Consider the following 17293-nt stretch of genomic DNA (forward strand, 5'->3'; position numbering starts at 1 on the left):
GGTTCAGCTGCTAAGTGCTTGCAGCTCGCGGCGAACCATTGCTGCGTACTCGGCAGGACTAAGTTGATACAGTTGGCCAGCTACCCAATCGAACCAGGCACCCTGCAATCGGCTACGTTGCGCAAGCCACTGTTCGGCTTGCTCACGCGCCTGGGCTTGGTAACGCGCGTGAAAGTCTGCACGCCCCTGCGATGAATCAGCCGCGCCTTTCACTCGCTGGCCTTGAAGGTAGCCAACTCGCCCTTTCGCCATTTGGCAACTTTGCCAGTGGCCGCCTTGAGAATTTTCCCCAGGCCTTCCTGTATCTGCTGATGAGCGGCAAAAATCATCACCACCCCCTGGCCTTCCCGCAGGACGATGCCCTCGCCGTCAGGTACAGAGACAAATGCATAGTCGCCTAGCCCATAGACAGTAAGCTTGATGTCTCGAAATCGAACTTCCATTTTGCCACCTTCACGACTGGGCAGCACCGCAGCACGAAAATGATCACCGACCTTGAGTTCCAGCCTTGGCTTGTCATCAACAACAAGCGCGGACTCTGTGTCGATTTCGGCCATGTACAGGCCTTCCGCGTTCTGTTCGGTGACGTAGACAAATCGCGATTGGAACTGTTTGACCAGCTTGGCCCGAAGATCGCCCAATACAAACAGGGCGTGCATATCCAAATTACTGACTGCCAATGAAGAATTCCTCAAAACGGTTACACGTCGTCACCACAAGACAATCAAGTCATCAAAAAGAGGTGGCGACACTTCAATGTCGAAGTCTGAAAGACTACTGGGCAAATGCGCGAAGCGTCTGTGCGGGCGAGCATTGCAACTTGCAGGAAGGTTCATCCCTGTGCGCCAGCCAAGGCCTCACGACAGACATTCAGCAAATTTCCGTCATCGGAAATGTACTTTCTGACATCAAAACTGCCAGGAAAATGCGATAGATAGGTCCAAGCCCTTCGACAGAATGGCTCTCAGAATCTTATCTACATATTACAAGGAAGGAATATGCACGAAAACACTGAAATTCGTCGAGAGGCAGTCTGCAATTCTTATTTCGATAACTGCCTGAGTTCAACCCAATCTGGCACGCGCCACATCGTGGTACCTGCCGGAGTCAATTTCTTTCATATCACCGAGCATGCGACTGGTCAGGTAAAAGGCTTCCGCTGCCGTCATGTAGATGCATGCGAACTGGCTCGCACACTTGAACGCTGAAATCATTTCAAACGGCCTGGCGAGCTTTCCCAGGCCGCTGATTACCCTGCAATCGATCCAACCATGCCACCTGGCACTCTACCGCCTCAGCACGCGTAGCGAATGCCGTGCCTCGGCGTTCTCCGTTTACCAACACCACCCAACACGCACGCCTGCCAAGCACTTGCAAGGACGCAGGTACACCACTGCCTATCATGACGGCGACATCGACTCGGCTATTCATCATTCCCTCCGGAATTTAGTTAGCAACCTAACGATATGTCCATCATACTCCCGCAACGTCGGCGGAAAAAGCTATTGCCGGTATAGCTGTATTACATCAGTAGCAACAAAGCTTCCCCGGCCAATGCGCAACCAAGGTGAGGCTGGCAAAAACATCAAGGCCCCGAAGATTACTCTGCGAGGCCTTGTACGCTGAGCCGATCAGGCTTGTCGCTGATGCTTGTCGATCTGCTCGTGACGCTCTTGAGCTTCGATGCAGTACTTGGTAGTCGGGCTGATCAACAAGCGCTTGAGGCCGATCGGCTCACCGCTGTCGTCGCACCAACCAAAGCTGTCATCCCGGATTCGCTCCAGGGCCATTTCCAGCTGTGGCAGAAGGCGCTGGTCGCGGTCAATCGCGTTGACCAACCAAGTACGCTCTTCCTCGACAGAGGCTGCATCTGCCGGATCAGCTGGGGTATCCAGGCTCTCGATAGCAATGCGGCTCTGCTCGATGCGCTCTTGGGTCTCGATTTTCATCGACTGCAGCAACTCGGTGAAGAACGCATGTTGCTCGGCGTTCATGTAGTCATCGGCCGGCATGGCCAGCAACTTATCCTTGGTCATCGAATTCTCTATGAAAATAACGTGCATTTAAGCGATTGGATTGCCATCGCCGACAGTTCGCCGACAGCGGAAGTCTTCAAGCACCCTTCGGCACTCTATTTCGAGGGGCGGCAGTCTAAGGCGCCACGTCGTACTGGGCAACAAAAATGACATCGCAGACGACCGAATCGGCTTGGATTCCGCCAATCGGCTGCATTGATCGCCTCTAGCGCCTCTAAAAGTCGCACGCTTTGCATCGCCACCCCGCGTAACGACTAAACATACAGAAACAATTGGCCTGCACGTCACGCTCATTCATCCCCCGTAAAGGGCGGCGGACAACGGCTGAATGGTGTTAATTAGCTACCGCACACCGAGTGTACTCAAGGCGTTTGATTGTCGCTCTCCCCCTACAGAGCACCCGCCAAGATGACTTCTATATCCCAGGATCTGACAAAGTCGAGCATGTTCGCATGTCAATTGACTCGCACGTTCAGCGACCGTCCGGCGCTGCTAGACGTTGCCGGGCAAATACTGGTCGAGCAATGGCAGTGTCGCAACATCAGTCATCACGATCCACTCAAACTCTACGTTTCCAGCAAGGCTTCATTTTCCCGAAAGCAATTCGTACGTCCCCTGCGCGCAGTTCTGCTGGAGCGCTACTGCAAACGTACAACCCTTAACCTCGATGACAAACAGGATCTGGTCATCGAGGACCCTCAAAACGAATGGGGCCTGGAAATAGATCTGCATCGGCTCGAGCTGCTGATCAATGATTGCGGACCGCTCCTGATAGAGATTTACAAGCAACATCTGGTCAACTACTGGAACAGGGCAGACGACTCGCAGCAGACCCCTTGGCAATGGTATGCACAGTACCTTGCGAATCAATTTCAAGACGCTATAGATGCCAATGCCAAGGTGCGCGCACTCACCCCCGACACAACCCATATGGCTAGCCTGGTCAGACTGCATACCTCGCCTGACGCTCACGAGCGACATGCTGACCTTGCCCAGCCGAAAGTCTCGTTACTGACCCTCGACCTTTCCAGAGGTTGCAAGCTTGACGCTGATCTGGCGAGCGCCGCGTTGATTGAACCCAATGCCGATGCCAGTGAACACACCTCGTGCCTGCTCTATACCCTCACCGGACAGGTTATCCCGTTCTCTTCACGCTATGCCGTGCTCGAGAAAATCACCGAACTGTGGCCGCAGCTCTCTGAATGGAAGCCGCAGTATCATCTGGAGCCGGAATCGGAACACGTGTTCGAAAAGCAGGCTTGCGGCTTGATAGACCAACAACTGCGGGTTATCGACTCACTTGCCAACACCTGCCGCTCGCAGTTCGATGCCGCGCAATTAAGCCTTGATGTAGACCGCCTGACATCAATGATTGAACTGTGCAACAGCAGCGAGCAACTGCACCGCCAACAGCTGATAAAGCAGTTACCACAATGGCTGCAAAATGCCGACAGCGCGTTACTCACGCGGTATGGCTCGATGATTGCGGGCGTAGCTCAAAGTTATATCGAAGCCAATGGTGAGTTCTGGCTCGATGGCGTAGATGACGCCGAGCACTTTGCCAACAAGAAGCTCAATGCGTACCTGCTTGCTGAACATCCGGACAGCACTCTGCAACCCTGGGACATCGAAGTCGTCAATTATCAGGTCGACGCTGTCGCTATCCCCGGTCAGGACAGCTTGGTAACCGAGGGCAGCATCAGCCCTGTCCATTTCTCCCTGGCACAATTGGCGATAGGCAATCTGAACCTGCTCAAGCCTGGGCAAATCGAGCTCAAGACACACTCCGGAAATCCTTTGCCCGAATGGATGACGATCGACTATTTACGCACGGTGGTGAGTGAGCTCGATATCGGCACCCTCTACCCCCAAATGTTGCGCGACAAATTGTTAGAAGATCAGTACCAACGTACGCAACGCCAGGGATTACTGGCGGCTCAATTGGCCACGCAAATTCCGGCCCTGGCGATGGAGCTGCATCTCAATGGCAACCACTTGAGCATCGCGGCCGTCGACGGTATTTGCCAAATTTTTCAGCACAGCATCAGGAACTCGGGCATCCATTGGGAGTTGCGACCATTGGGCTTTGTCAGCGAACCTGGCGCAGCGCCCGACCAACCTTACAATACCTGGCTGCTGGAGCCTGCCGGCGCCACCTCCGGTCCCTGCGTGCTGTACCGCCCCTTGCACGCCAAACCGCTTCAGGAATTCATTGATCGCCTGGCACTGCTTGCGGCTATCAGCACCCCTGGGAAACTCCAAGAAGATATCCTCCAACGCCTGCCTGCCGAGCGTCAAAGCATCTATGACCATGGTGGTTTCCAAGAGCCGCACCTGCCCTTCTCGGTGGAGGATTCCTTTTCTGTCCCATTCGGCGCACCAGCACCGGTACGGCTGGCGGTACAAACACCGTTGACAGATTTTATCCCTGAGCTTTATCTCGCCTGCGTCGAGGAAAGCATTACCCATTTCAAGGCACGTTCCAGTACCACCAGCGAGTCTCATTGGGCGCGCTGGAAAGAGCTTGGCTGGCTGTTGTTCAACTCCATTCTGCCGTTGGCCGGCCCCACGCTGGCGCGCGCAACCTGGCTAGTACAAATAAATATAGCCTTGATCGCCTATGTGAAATCGACTGAAAAAAGTGACCAGCCAAGCCGTCACGTCGCCTTGTCAAATCTTCTATTCAGTCTTGCAGTGCTGCTATTGAGCCATGCGCAGCAACCTCTCAGCCTGCGCTCGCAAAAGCCTCAATCGGACGAAATCCCAACCCCGCCCACCGTGCAGCCAAGCCCTGCGAACTTCCTCGACCTGGACTACAGCTGGTCTCACCCCAACCAACAACTCAGCGAGGCTCAGCGCCTGGTACTGCAGCAGCTACAAGCCAGGCAATCACCGGCAACCATGGGAATGCCAATGAGCAGTGGTGCTCACCGTGGACTCTACGACTACAACAATCAGGTTTGGGCCCGCCTGGGTGATCATATTTATAGGGTGCAACTCGACTTGCAAAGTGGCCAGCCTCGCATAATCGCAGAAGATAACTCCGGCACACTCGGCCCCTGGTTGCAGAGAGATACCCAAGGGAACTGGCAGCTTGATCTCGGCTTGCGCCTGCGTGGCGGCATGCCGCGTAACAGCCGCATCGCTCAACGCAAAGCCGAGACAGAGAAACGCCAAGAAGCATTGCGCGCCACCTATGAGGCGCAACTCGCGCATGTTCCAAAGCACTTGCAAGAGCTTGAGAAGCTGTTCTCCGTGGTCGAAAAGTTCAAAGAGCTGACGATACTCAAGGGAGCTACCGAGAAACTGTATACGTTGGAAGCCTTCTGGGATGAGCGCATAAACACGATCAAGGCCTGCAACGAGGTGGCGCCACTAGTAGATTACAAATCCACCCTGTGTTTCGCCCTATTTCAAAAATTATTCGTTCAGTCAGCGCTGAAGGAAGCCTTGATTGCGAGAATCACATTGCGCAAGGAGAAAATAGCGGAGTATTACCAACTGATCTCTGATGAACTCCGTGCTGCAACCGCTGCAGGCACCGAGCTTGTTCCAGGTGAAAGCTGGCAACACGCTACACAGATCCTTGACGACATCACTCCGCAATTGGACGAACTGGTTGTCGTGAGCGAAAAGCTACCTTTGAGCCGCGAGCAACTGCAACAACTGGACACCCGCTACAAACCCGAAATTCGGCTACTGAATCAAAAGGCAGACAGCCTCCTGACTCAAAGCCCGGAAAAGGTCGTGTTCTTTGCTCACCTATTACGTCTTGAAAACAACTATCAAAAGCTAATACTCAAACCCAATCTGGACCCGCGCTCAGACATGTTGCTCAGGCGCCTGTGGAACAACTTGCACCTTCTCAAGTCCCAGCGCATGCGGTTGTACCAATTGACAAACGCCAGTGAAGATTTGAAGGCTCGGTTGCTGAGCGACATGGACAGCATCCTTGCCGGTGCTCTTCGACGCCTGGATAACTTCGCGGCAGAACCTGGTGATGCCAATCAACAGAAGATTATCGAAGCGATCCGCAAGGATCTGGCGTTTGCAACTCGAAATATAAAGTCTGCCCTCACCGACTACCCACCAACGTTGACGATCGAGCAACTGCAACGCCAGACGCCCGGTCTGATTGAAACCCACGACCAAGGATTGCTCCTTGGCAAGCTTCGACCTGGAAACGATGAGCTCGTCGATATCTTTGATGCGGATGATGTACAACCCATCGCGACGTACCGTAAAGGGCAAAACAGCTGGGAGGAACTCACCGAAACTCCGGCGCCCCTCACCCCATCCGCTCCGAGCCAACAAAGCCTGTCGCAATTGATCAAGAAAAGTACGTCGCTGATCCAGGACAGCAATAAAGACCTGAAATTTTTCGAATCCCGTGCAGCCATGGATTACCTCCCCGCTGACATAGAAGACATGCTTGCGCAACAGCGCCAGCGAGTCGAAGCGCTGCGTGATACCCTGCGCCGCCGTCTGAGCGATGCCCCTGGCACAAGCGATGGGAAGGCCCAAGAGGCAATGGCGACCTTGGACAATCAGGCGCGCATCCTTAAAGAGCAAGCGCGCACGTTGCGAATCAATGCCGCATTGAGGCAGGCGCCGCGGATGGGAGAATTGCAGTATTTGATCGAGCACAATGAGGTAGAGATCAAGCTTACCGGAGCTCGAAAACTGTTACCCAAAGTGAAGGGTCGGCTGGACGACTACTTCGACGAGTACGAAATACGCCACAACGGTCGTCCCATCTGGTTTGCGCACTTTCATTATTTAGGCCACGCCACGCCTAAGCTGGATTTTGTCGCAGGGCACTTGAAAACCGTCGCCCAGCGCTACCTGCGTGGACGAACGGCGGTTGACCCACTGACAGGTCAAACCACCGAAGTTCATCGAGCCCCCATTAGCACCATAGCAGCGAAGAGATACTTCTTCGCTGTCTAACCAGGTACCACGGCGCTGCCAAGCAGCGCCGTTTACTAGCAATCCTTGAACTGCGCCTCGCGCTTGGCGACGAATGCAGCCATCCCTTCCTTCTGATCTTCGGTGGCAAAGGCGGCATGGAAAACCCGGCGTTCGAAACGTACCCCTTCACTCAAGGTAACCTCGAAAGCCCGATTGACACTTTCCTTGACCATCATGCTAATCGGAATCGACTTGCTGGCGATCGACGCTGCCACCTTCAACGCCTCCTCAAGCAGCTCGTCCTGAGCGACCACTCGAGCTACAAGGCCTGCGCGCTCGGCTTCTTCGGCACCCATCAGACGACCACTCAAGCACAACTCCATTGCCTTGGCCTTGCCAACGGCACGGGTCAAACGCTGGGTACCGCCCATGCCCGGCAACACGCCGAGATTGATTTCTGGCTGGCCAAACTTGGCATTGTCGGCAGCCAGAATGAAGTCGCACATCATCGCCAGCTCGCAACCGCCACCCAAGGCGAAGCCCGAGACCGCAGCAATGATCGGTTTACGCCGGTTGGCGATACGATCGGCATCGCTGAAGAGGTCATCAACATAAATCTGCGGATAACGCAGGTCGGCCATCTCCTTGATGTCCGCGCCGGCAGCAAAGGCCTTGGCTGACCCCGTCAGCACCACGCAACCAATATTCGGGTCAGCTTCGAGCTGGTCCAACGCCTTGTTGATCTCACCGACGATCTGCGCGTTCAGGGCGTTGAGCGCCTGCGGGCGATTGAGGGTAATCAGGCCAACCTTGCCGTGGATGTCCAACAGTATGGTTTCAAATGACATGCAAGCTGCTCCCTTCAAAGATTACGCGCAATAACCATGCGCTGAATATCGCTGGTGCCTTCGTAGATCTGACAGACCCGCACATCGCGGTAGATCCGCTCCAGCGGAAAGTCACTCAGATAGCCATAACCGCCGAGGGTCTGCAAGGCTTGCGAGCAGACCTTTTCTGCCATTTCCGAGGCAAATAGCTTGGCCATCGATGCTTCGACCAGCGCCGGACGCCCCGCATCTCGCAGAGCAGCCGCGTGCTGCACCATTTGCCGGGCAACGGCGATATTGGTCGCCATGTCTGCCAGGCGAAACGCCACGGCCTGGTGCTCGATCAAGGATTTTCCGAAACTCTCGCGCTCGCGAGCATAGTCACGCGCCACCTCGAATGCAGCACGGGCCATGCCTACAGATTGCGAGGCGATACCGATACGCCCGCCTTCAAGGTTGGCCAACGCGATCTTGTAACCTTCGCCCTCCTCGCCCAGGCGATTGGCCAGCGGCACACGAACGTTGTCGAAAACGATCTGGCAGGTATCCGAAGCATGCTGGCCGAGCTTATCTTCTACCCGGGCGACTTCATAACCCGGTAAGTCGGTCGGTACGATAAAGGCGCTTATGCCGCGCTTGCCTGCCTCGGGATCGGTCACCGCAAACACGATCACAATGCCGGCGTTCTGCCCAGAAGTGATGAATTGCTTGCAGCCATTGAGCACATAGTGATCCCCGTCTCGGCGAGCACGGGTTTTCAGACTGCTAGCATCGGAGCCGGCCTGTGGCTCGGTCAGTGCAAATGCACCAAGCATCGCGCCACTGGCCAAAGGCACCAGGAACTGTTGTTTCTGCTGTTCATTGCCGAACTTGAGGATCGGCACGCAACCCACCGAGTTGTGCACGCTCATGATGGTGGAGCAAGCGCCATCACCCGCGGCAATTTCCTCAAGGGCCATGGCGTAGGCAACATAGCCAGTATCGCTGCCACCCCACTGTTCCGGCACCAACATGCCAAACAGGCCCAGTTGGGCCATCTCTTCGATTGCTTCACTGGGAAAACGATGTTCCCGATCCCACTGCTCGGCAAATGGCCGCAAACGCTCTTGGGCGAACTGGCGGACGGCGTCGCTGATTTGCTGTTGTTCGTCATTTACTAACATGGTGCACCTCAGTACAGACACTCGACGGCCATGGCTGTGGCTTCACCGCCGCCGATACAGATGGCCGCGATACCACGACGCAAGCCTTTCTGGCGCAGGGCAGCGAGCAAGGTCACGAGGATACGTGCGCCCGAAGCCCCGATTGGATGGCCCAACGCGCAGGCGCCGCCGTGCACGTTGACCTTGTCGGACGGCAGGTCCAGATGTTTCATCGCGGCCAGCGTGACAACGGCGAAAGCCTCGTTGATTTCAAACAGATCGACTTCGCCCAGGTTCCACCCGGTACGCTTGATCAGCTTGTCGATGGCGCCAATAGGTGCGGTTGGAAACAGCGCCGGAGTATCGGCAAAGGCCGCATGACCGTGGATCACCGCCAGCGGTTTCAGACCCTGCTTTTGTGCCTGGGAGCGGCGCATCAACACCAGTGCCGCGGCGCCGTCGGAAATCGAACTGGAGTTGGCCGCAGTCACCGTACCGCCTTCACGGAAGGCTGGCTTGAGCTGAGGAATTTTGTCCAGCCGTGCCTTTGGTGGCTGCTCATCATCACTGATCAAGCGTTGGACTTTGCCTTCTGTCACCTGCACCGGGACGATCTCGCTGGCAAAACTACCGTCCTTGATTGCCAACTGCGCGCGCGTCAGCGAAGCGATGGCAAAGTCATCTTGTTGCTGTCGTGTAAAGCCGTTGTCCTGGGCGCAATCCTCAGCGAACGTACCCATCAGACGGCCCTTGTCGTAGGCATCTTCCAGACCGTCGAAGAACATGTGGTCGATGATCTTGCCATGCCCCATGCGATAGCCACTGCGCGCCTTTTCCAACAGGTAAGGTGCGTTGGACATGCTTTCCATACCCCCTGCCACGACGACATCGGCGCTGCCGGCAAGAAGCAAGTCATGAGCAATGATCGCAGCCTGCATACCCGAGCCACACATCTTGTTCAAGGTGGTGCACGTGGTCGACTTGTTCAGCCCGGCGCCAAGCGCCGCTTGACGCGCAGGTGCCTGCCCCAAGCCTGCTGGCAAGACACAACCGAACAACACTTGCTCAACGCTGTCAGCGTCAACTCCGGCGCGTTCTACCGCTGCACGAATCGCAGCAGCCCCCAGCTGCGGTGCCGTCAGGCTCTTCAAGTCACCTTGCAAGCCACCCATGGGTGTGCGCACCGCGCTGACAATTACGATTGGATCATTGGCGAGGGTCATGATGGATACTCCTGCAATTACTTAGCGGCCATGCGCAAGGCACCGTCGAGACGGATGACCTCACCATTGAGCATGCTGTTTTCGATTATGTGCCGCGCCAGCGCAGCATATTCCTGCGCCCGCCCAAGACGTGGTGGGAATGGCACGCCGGCGGCCAACGAATCGCGAACTTCCTGAGTCATGCCCGCCATCATCGGGGTTTCAAAAATACCTGGAGCAATGGTCATCACACGGATACCAAAGCGCGCAAGTTCACGGGCTGCCGGTAAGGTCAGGCTGGCAATCGCGCCTTTGGAAGCGGCGTAGGCAGCCTGGCCAATCTGGCCGTCGTAAGCGGCAATCGATGCGGTGTTGATGATCACCCCACGCTCGCCCTCCTCGTTCGCCTCGCTTTCTGCCATGGCGGCGGCGGCTAGACGCAGCAGGTTGAAGCTACCGATCAAGTTGACGTTGATGACGCGGCTGAAACTCTCCAGGCCATGCGGCCCACTTTTGCCGAGGATTTTTTCGGCACCGACGATACCTGCACAATTGACCAATCCGTGCAGGCTGCCAAACGCTGTGACAGCAGCCTCAACTGCAGCGTTGGCGGCGGCCTCCTGACTGATATCGGCGACGGCAAACCGTGCCTTGGCGCCCAACGCTTGGGCCTTGGCTTGCACGGCGTCGGCGTTGAGATCCACCAGCATGACCTGTGCCCCGGCTTCGATAAGCATTTGCGCGGTAGCTGCGCCCAGGCCCGATGCCGCGCCGCTGACGATAAAGTTCTTGTTGGCTATCTGCATGATCAGATTCCTCAGGCGCTGGGGTTGGAAACCAACGCGGCTTGTTGTTTGGCAATTTCCTGATTGCGCAGGATGAAACGCTGCAGCTTGCCGCTCGGTGTCTTGGGCAGCTCGCTGACAAATTCGATTTCCCGTGGATAGGCATGGGCATAAAGGCGCTGACGCACGTGCTGACGCAGAGCTTCGGCCAGTTCCTCACTGGCCACCTGGCCAGCAGCCAATACGACAAATGCCTTGATCAGCTCGGTGCGCTCAGGGTCGGGCTTACCGACCACGGCAGCCTCGATGACCGCCGGATGCTCAATCAGCGCACTCTCGACATCGAAAGGCCCTACCCGATAACCCGACGTAGTGATTACATCATCGCTGCGGCCTACGAAGCTGATACTGCCATCAGTGTTCAACTCAACCGTGTCACCACTGAGGTAATACTTGCCGACAATGGACCGGGTTGGTACACCGTGATAACCGCCAAACCAGCACAGCGGCGATTGTTCACGGTCCACCGCCAGTATCCCCGGCTGACCGGCCGGTAATTCCTGATTGTGTTCGTCGAGCACGACAATACGGTGACCCGGAATGGCAAACCCCGCCGACCCCAGATGCACCGGGTGCTCCAGTCCATGGTGGTTGCACAGCACCATGCCCAGCTCTGTCTGTCCGTAATGGTCGTGAATGGTCACATCCAACTCGTCGGCAAACCAGCGGATCACTTCCGGATTGAGGGGCTCACCCGCACTGCTCACCACCCGAAGACGGCCTTTGATCGGCGCGGAAAACTGTGCACCAGCGGCAATCAGCAAGCGAAAGGCGGTGGGCGAGCCTGCCAGATTGCTGATAGCGTATTTGTCGATCATCCGGCAGGTGCTTTCGACGCTGAACGGTCCATCGAAAAAAGTGGTGGCATGACCCAGCGCCAACGGGCCGGTAACAGCGTAATACAAGCCATAGGCCCAGCCTGGATCGGCCAGATTCCAGAAGCTGTCGTCGTCGCGCAGATCGAGGGCATCACGCATGTAGCCTTGGAACGCAACGATAGCCCGTAATGGCACCAGCAGCGGCTTGGCCGGGCCTGTAGTGCCCGATGTAAACATCATCAGGAATGGCGCATCGCCACTGAGCAGCACCGGCTCAAGCACCGTACTGGCGGCATTCAACGATTGATGGAAGTCTACATCGCCAGAGCCATCCAGGGCCTTGACACAGATGATCGCGGGGCAATCGACAACATCATTGAGCTTGCTGCGATTGGTGTGGTCGGTTATCACCACCCGCGCGTCGGACTGATGTACCCGGTGCTCAATGGCTTTTGGACCAAAAGCCGTGAACAGGGGCTGATAGACAGCGCCCAGTCGCCAGGTAGCCAAGACGGCCACCAGCAGCTCGGGAATTCTGGGCAGAAGTCCGGCAACCCGATCACCCTCACCCACACCCTGGGCACGCAGGACATTGGCAAATCGAATCGCCTGTTGTTGCAACTGATCGAAACTGATCTGAGCCTGTTCGCCGTCACGCCCTTCCCAATTCAGGGCAATCTTGTCACTGCCGGTATGGCGATCACAGCACTCGACGCATGCATTAAGGCCATTGAGATCGCCCTGCAGGGCGGCGTCGGCCACCGTGGAATAGTCAAAGCCGCGGGCGGCTTCGGAGTAAACACGCATCGTCAGACTCCTGGTTCTTATTGTTGGAGTAGCACCATGAATCTGACGATAGTCGCGCTGCATCGGCTTTGGGACAATGGCCAAAGCTGTCAAATTGGATGACTGGTTTGGCCTTGCCTTCAGGCTACCCTCAAATACTACCTTCGCCAGCCTGCCCTGCTGCCAAAGCCTTGCGGGTCAATTCCATCGCAAGCGCCTCCAACGCTGTCGTACGTTCACTGGCCAACTGGTTGCTCTGTTCCAGATAAGTCCCTTCAGCCATATCTTGCTCATCGCTCAATGCCTCCAGGCGGTCCCAAAACGGTTGTTCAACTTCGTTGAAGCGCTCGGTGTGTTCGCGACGCAAATATTCGACCCAGAAATCCTGTTGGCTCACATACCGCGCCAGTGCATCGGTTGCCTCAGCGTCGAGCACTGCTTGTGCAGCATCAGCAAGCTGTGTGGCAGTAACCCCTGCGATCAAATCAAACTGCATGGTTCTGGGCTGCCCAGGTAAATCGAGCCGACGCGCAAGGCCGCTGCGATAAGCCAGGCTTATTTCGACCTCATCGACTCCGCGCCCGGCTGCACGGCGTGCACTCATGTCCGCCCGGGCAATCTGTTCGACCCTATTGAGGCGGAACAACCTCCTCGCCACGCCGAGACGTGCGGCGCCAGCCTGGTCATGTGTGCTTCGCTGCAAAGCGCGGGCAACGAACACACGCACTTCCAAGGCACTGAAAGTCGAGGCCACACTATCTACGCAGGTGCGCGGACTGGCTGCCAGGTTAAAGAGCTCCAGACGTAATTCTGTGTCGTGCCGGGCAATATCCAGAACCTCCCATACCCGTCGTACCAAGTCCGCTCGCTCGTCGCGATAGTCGCTGGTGCCCTCCAGCTCGCTGATCAACTGGAAGAGCGAGTCACTGCCGGGCTCGGCCCGCAAACTATCCCACGTGTCGGCTCGTTGCTGGCGTGCCTGCGGGTCGAGGTCATCAATCCACTGTTCCCTGCTGACGTCCCTTCTCGCAGCCTCCGGACTGACCACAATCGGATCAGGTGCGTTAAGCCGTTCAAGGATTGCATCGGGCAACGCATTCCCCCTCAAAATCAGGGATTGACGCATTGCTCTTGGTGCTTGCAGCAGCTCTTCCGGCACATCGACGATTTGGTTGTTGCGAAGGTCAACATGTTCAAGAAAGGGAGATCTGGTCAGACCCTGCGGTACTGATCGCAGTTCGCAGTTGCTCAGATACAATTCCGTCAAACGTAACGGCCGATGAAAATGCAATGTGGCTTCGCCAAGCGAATTGCGATTCAAATTGAGGGTACGCAAAAGTGGAAGGTTGGCCAGAACATCGACGTCGGCATTCGTCAGTCGAATGCGATTATTGTTCAACCACAGGCCATGCAGCTGATTAAGTGCCTCTAAACCCGCTGGCAGTGCGCTCAGCGCGTTGTTGCCAAGATTCAACCAGCGCAGCCCTGAGAATCGCTGAAGAAAGTTGCTCGGAAGCCGCTGCAACTGCAGGCCTACCAGCGCAAGATCGGTGACATGGTTGAAGTCGGCATTTGCAGGCAATTCTGGCAACTCGCCAACGGCCTCATTGAGCAGGCGCAGCCGCATACCCTGCGGCTGCCCTTGACCATTGCGCGCTATCTCGCCCTCCAATCGCCAGCAACGTCGCAGTTCTTCGGCTACGTGCCGACGTGCGAAGCGCCTGGATCCATGCGCAGCATCACTTTCCCACCCGGCTAACAGTGCATCCAGTTGTTGGTATTCACTTTCCTGCCTGAGTAAGTTGTTGAAGGGCGAGCCAGACCGCTGCAGCAAGGCCTGGAGATAATTTTCGACCTGAGTTTCGGAGAAGCCGGTATAGAGTGCTCGAATACGCGCGCGCAACAAATTGTCGGCATGGAAACTCCCCCTGCCACGACCGCTTAACAGATACCCGGTTCGCCCATCCGGCAGGCGTTGCCCTGGGTTGAACCAAGGTGTAACTTCGCGCCACCCCATAAGACGCTCAAGGTCCCGCCGCTTTTCAGGCAACCAGCCTTGCAGGTCTGCAGAAATCTGTTCCTTGGCATTACTCGCATTCCAACCTAAACGCTGTTTTTCCACATCGGGCAGCAGCGCAAGAATGACTTCGGGCAAACCCGCCGGCTCTGCAATCTCCACATCCAACTCACGCCCCTGACTGTCGTACAAGCAAAAGCGTCCGGCCCGCCAGACCATCACATGGGGCTGATCGCGTTGCGCAAACAACACCGCAAGCCGACGACCATTCTCGGACCCCTCACGCAACTCAAGATTGATATCGCTGGGCCAGTTGGTGTGACGACGCAGTAGGTTGAATGCCAGCTCTACCGAATTGGCCTGATAGTTATTGCGCAAGAACAATCCTTCACACAACCGCACCAGTTTGGCATGGCGCAGTAACACACGTGCTTGCTGCGCTAGCGCCAACGGTATGCGCTGTTGCTCCGTCATACGCAATCGATCAGCATCATTTGCCCCGCGCAGCAAGTACAACGCATAAGCATCCGGTAGCCCAGGAAAGTCGCGCTGGAGCAAGGTCAAAGCATCGTCCGTAGGTAAGTACAGTACAGAGAAATGCTCAAAGAGGCGCTGGCGCAACTGGCTTGAATGTTCGAGCAGTGCAGCACGTTGTTCGGTTGCAGGCAGGTCAACAGCGTCAATCTGAGCTACACACCAGCGGAACATTTCCGAATCAACGTCTTCTGTAGGTTGAGCCAGTGCTGTGAAAAACGCATCGATCCGCGCATCAACGTTGAATCGCTCCAACGTGTCGCGCAGGCTCACGGGCAGAGGCCGGTTCTCCACCAGTAAACCGCGCAATGCATCTTCATCGACATCGGCGACCCGAAGAATCTGCTCAATCCGCTTTGGATCGAGTTCGGCGGCCTGCGGCCATAGTCGGCTCAACAGAAATGCACTGCCTTGCCACTCAAAGGGTCGCGCGAAACTCAGGCGCCAGCCGCGCTCACCATTGAACAGTAACTGCGGTGCGTAAGCCTCCTCGCGTAGCGGATGCTGCAACCACCAACGCCCCTGATGCTGACGAACCTGATACAAGGCGTTGTCGTGCCGCCACCACAAACGCTGGCCATCGGTGTGCAGGCCATTGTCGAGAGTCTGCAGTTGGCCCGGCACATCACTGGCGACATAAGGCTGCAGTTCCTCAGACCACAATCGTTTGTTACCGGCGTCAGTATTGATCGGCACCAACTGGTCGACATAGCTGCTGCGCTTGAAGCCCCGTGCTATTACTTTAGCTCCCGCCGCAACAGCCACCCCGACCACAATGGTTTCAGTAACTCCCAACAAATGTTCAATGGCTTCCTGACGATGCCCCAGGGTCCAGTCTTTCACCCCTTCGAATGTTTCTGAAAGAATCTGTACCACTGTCTGCCCCAACAGCAGCGTGCCGATGGCAGGGACGAACAGGCCCGCTACGTTGAGCAAGGTCATTCCGGTCGATTGCATCTGTTCAATACGCTGCGCAGAGGCTGCATGGTCTGCATCGTCGGTTGGCACCAAAAGAATGCGAGCATCGTCCTTGATTCGCTGTACCTGCCCACTCACCAGGCTGTCAAAAAGGTCTGTAACAGGAACCTCGCCCTTCGCCTCAAGATCAGGTGAAGGGTCGCCAAGTCGCTTGGTCATGAGGTTGAGCAGGCCCGGCAGCGCTCTGAGCCCTATTCTCTGGCGCAAATACAGAACAAACTCCGGTTTGCGCAGCTCTTCGACCAAGCCATCGTTCAATTGCGCCCAACCGTCGAAAACATACAGAGAGCGCTGCGGCGCATCTGGCAGATACAGCAGCACACGCCGCACGACACTACCCATGTCGCGCTGCTCAAACGCCAAGGCTCCATCAACAGGGCAACCCAATAGCTTGAATGACAACGCCCGCCAATGAGAGGCGGTCTTTCGATCCGTCGAGGGGGCGACCGTCTGCTGACGCAACATCGTCAGGTCGGAAGGATTGATCTCACCTTTTATCGCAGCAATCTCTGCCGCCAATGCCAAGCCTGCGCGATTGTCTTGCGCCATGATGCTTTGCATCTCTGCACCGAATATACCGTCCAGATGGCTCTGGTAGTCCTGCCCGATGTCCTCTTCGCGACAAAACAGACTGACTACCTCAGTTTCGCCAGTCAGCAAATCTGCTTGGTTAGAATCGGGTACCGGCCGTTGATCAGATGTAGATAAACCTGAGCCCCGGTAGAAGCTCGCGCTGGGCTTGAAGTTCTGCATCAGGCGTTGCAGCGCCGGTTGATGCTCGAAGGTAACTACATCCACGGGCAACGAAATACCAGAGGGTATTTGAAAGGAACGGCGAACCTCACGCCAGTAAAGCTCGCGCAGGTTTACTTCAAGATTGAGGGCGCCTTGCAACAGAGGCTGCAGACGCCTGAGTGCGAAGCCGTCGGGGGCAATGATCGCCGAATACCTAGTGTGCAGCTTTTCCTGGCTCAGCGTGTGCGCGTGCATGCAGTCGCGCAAGGCGTTGATCTGCTTGGGCGAAGCGCCGCTCAGCCAGGCAGGTAAGCGCTCATGAATAAAGTCGTCAGTGGCGTTGGCAATCTTCCTTGCGTTGGCTACGTGGTCCACGCCAGGCTGGTTTGCAGTCATGATGGTCTTCCTTGCGATAATCGGAACCATCTAGCTTCCACCGCCAATACCGATCATTGCAGGAGG

Annotated in this window: 11 protein-coding genes; 1 reads left to right on the forward strand and 10 read right to left on the reverse strand. The window is 56.3% G+C overall.

Going from position 1 to position 17293, the window contains the following annotated elements; all coding sequences use genetic code 11:
• Positions 1 to 3 precede the first annotated feature (3 nt).
• The 4 genes from D3Z90_RS18150 to D3Z90_RS18170 form a co-directional block, all read right to left on the reverse strand.
• Complete coding sequence (locus tag D3Z90_RS18150) at positions 4 to 213, reverse strand: hypothetical protein (RefSeq protein ID WP_136477325.1); 210 nt, start codon at positions 211 to 213, stop codon at positions 4 to 6.
• Positions 210 to 680 carry a hypothetical protein gene (locus tag D3Z90_RS18155; protein ID WP_136477326.1) on the reverse strand — a complete coding sequence of 157 codons (471 nt, stop codon included), beginning with the start codon at positions 678 to 680 and terminating at the stop codon, positions 210 to 212. The genes D3Z90_RS18150 and D3Z90_RS18155 overlap by 4 nt, the downstream gene beginning before the upstream one ends.
• A gap of 535 nt (positions 681 to 1215) precedes the next feature.
• A complete protein-coding gene (locus tag D3Z90_RS18165) occupies positions 1216 to 1431 on the reverse strand; it encodes a hypothetical protein (protein WP_136477328.1) in 216 nt (71 codons plus the stop codon).
• A 200-nt stretch (positions 1432 to 1631) separates the two neighbouring features.
• Positions 1632 to 2036: a TraR/DksA C4-type zinc finger protein gene (locus tag D3Z90_RS18170; RefSeq protein ID WP_136477329.1), complete on the reverse strand. Its 405-nt coding sequence runs from the start codon at positions 2034 to 2036 to the stop codon at positions 1632 to 1634.
• A 408-nt stretch (positions 2037 to 2444) separates the two neighbouring features.
• On the opposite strand from D3Z90_RS18170, the gene D3Z90_RS18175 reads away from it, so the two are divergent.
• Positions 2445 to 6986, forward strand: coding sequence for a dermonecrotic toxin domain-containing protein (locus D3Z90_RS18175; RefSeq protein WP_136477330.1), 4542 nt, complete (start codon positions 2445 to 2447; stop codon positions 6984 to 6986).
• A gap of 35 nt (positions 6987 to 7021) precedes the next feature.
• Here D3Z90_RS18175 and D3Z90_RS18180 read toward each other — a convergent pair whose 3' ends face one another.
• The 6 genes from D3Z90_RS18180 to D3Z90_RS18205 form a co-directional block, all read right to left on the reverse strand.
• Positions 7022 to 7795 (reverse strand): enoyl-CoA hydratase, encoded by a 774-nt coding sequence (locus D3Z90_RS18180; protein ID WP_136477331.1) that lies wholly within the window; start codon positions 7793 to 7795, stop codon positions 7022 to 7024.
• Positions 7796 to 7809: 14 nt separating this feature from the next.
• Entirely contained in the window at positions 7810 to 8937 is a 1128-nt protein-coding gene (locus tag D3Z90_RS18185) for an acyl-CoA dehydrogenase (RefSeq protein ID WP_136477332.1), read from the reverse strand.
• An 8-nt stretch (positions 8938 to 8945) separates the two neighbouring features.
• Positions 8946 to 10139, reverse strand: coding sequence for an acetyl-CoA C-acyltransferase (locus D3Z90_RS18190; RefSeq protein ID WP_136477333.1), 1194 nt, complete (start codon positions 10137 to 10139; stop codon positions 8946 to 8948).
• A gap of 17 nt (positions 10140 to 10156) precedes the next feature.
• On the reverse strand, positions 10157 to 10924 hold the full coding sequence (locus tag D3Z90_RS18195; protein WP_136477334.1) for an SDR family NAD(P)-dependent oxidoreductase: 768 nt from the start codon (positions 10922 to 10924) through the stop codon (positions 10157 to 10159).
• An 11-nt stretch (positions 10925 to 10935) separates the two neighbouring features.
• Complete coding sequence (locus tag D3Z90_RS18200; protein WP_136477335.1) at positions 10936 to 12588, reverse strand: AMP-binding protein; 1653 nt, start codon at positions 12586 to 12588, stop codon at positions 10936 to 10938.
• Positions 12589 to 12718: 130 nt separating this feature from the next.
• Entirely contained in the window at positions 12719 to 17227 is a 4509-nt protein-coding gene (locus D3Z90_RS18205; protein ID WP_168198486.1) for an NEL-type E3 ubiquitin ligase domain-containing protein, read from the reverse strand.
• Positions 17228 to 17293: the final 66 nt, after the last annotated feature.

The organism is Pseudomonas sp. DG56-2 (genome assembly GCF_004803755.1).
GTDB lineage: Bacteria > Pseudomonadota > Gammaproteobacteria > Pseudomonadales > Pseudomonadaceae > Aquipseudomonas > Aquipseudomonas auratipiscis.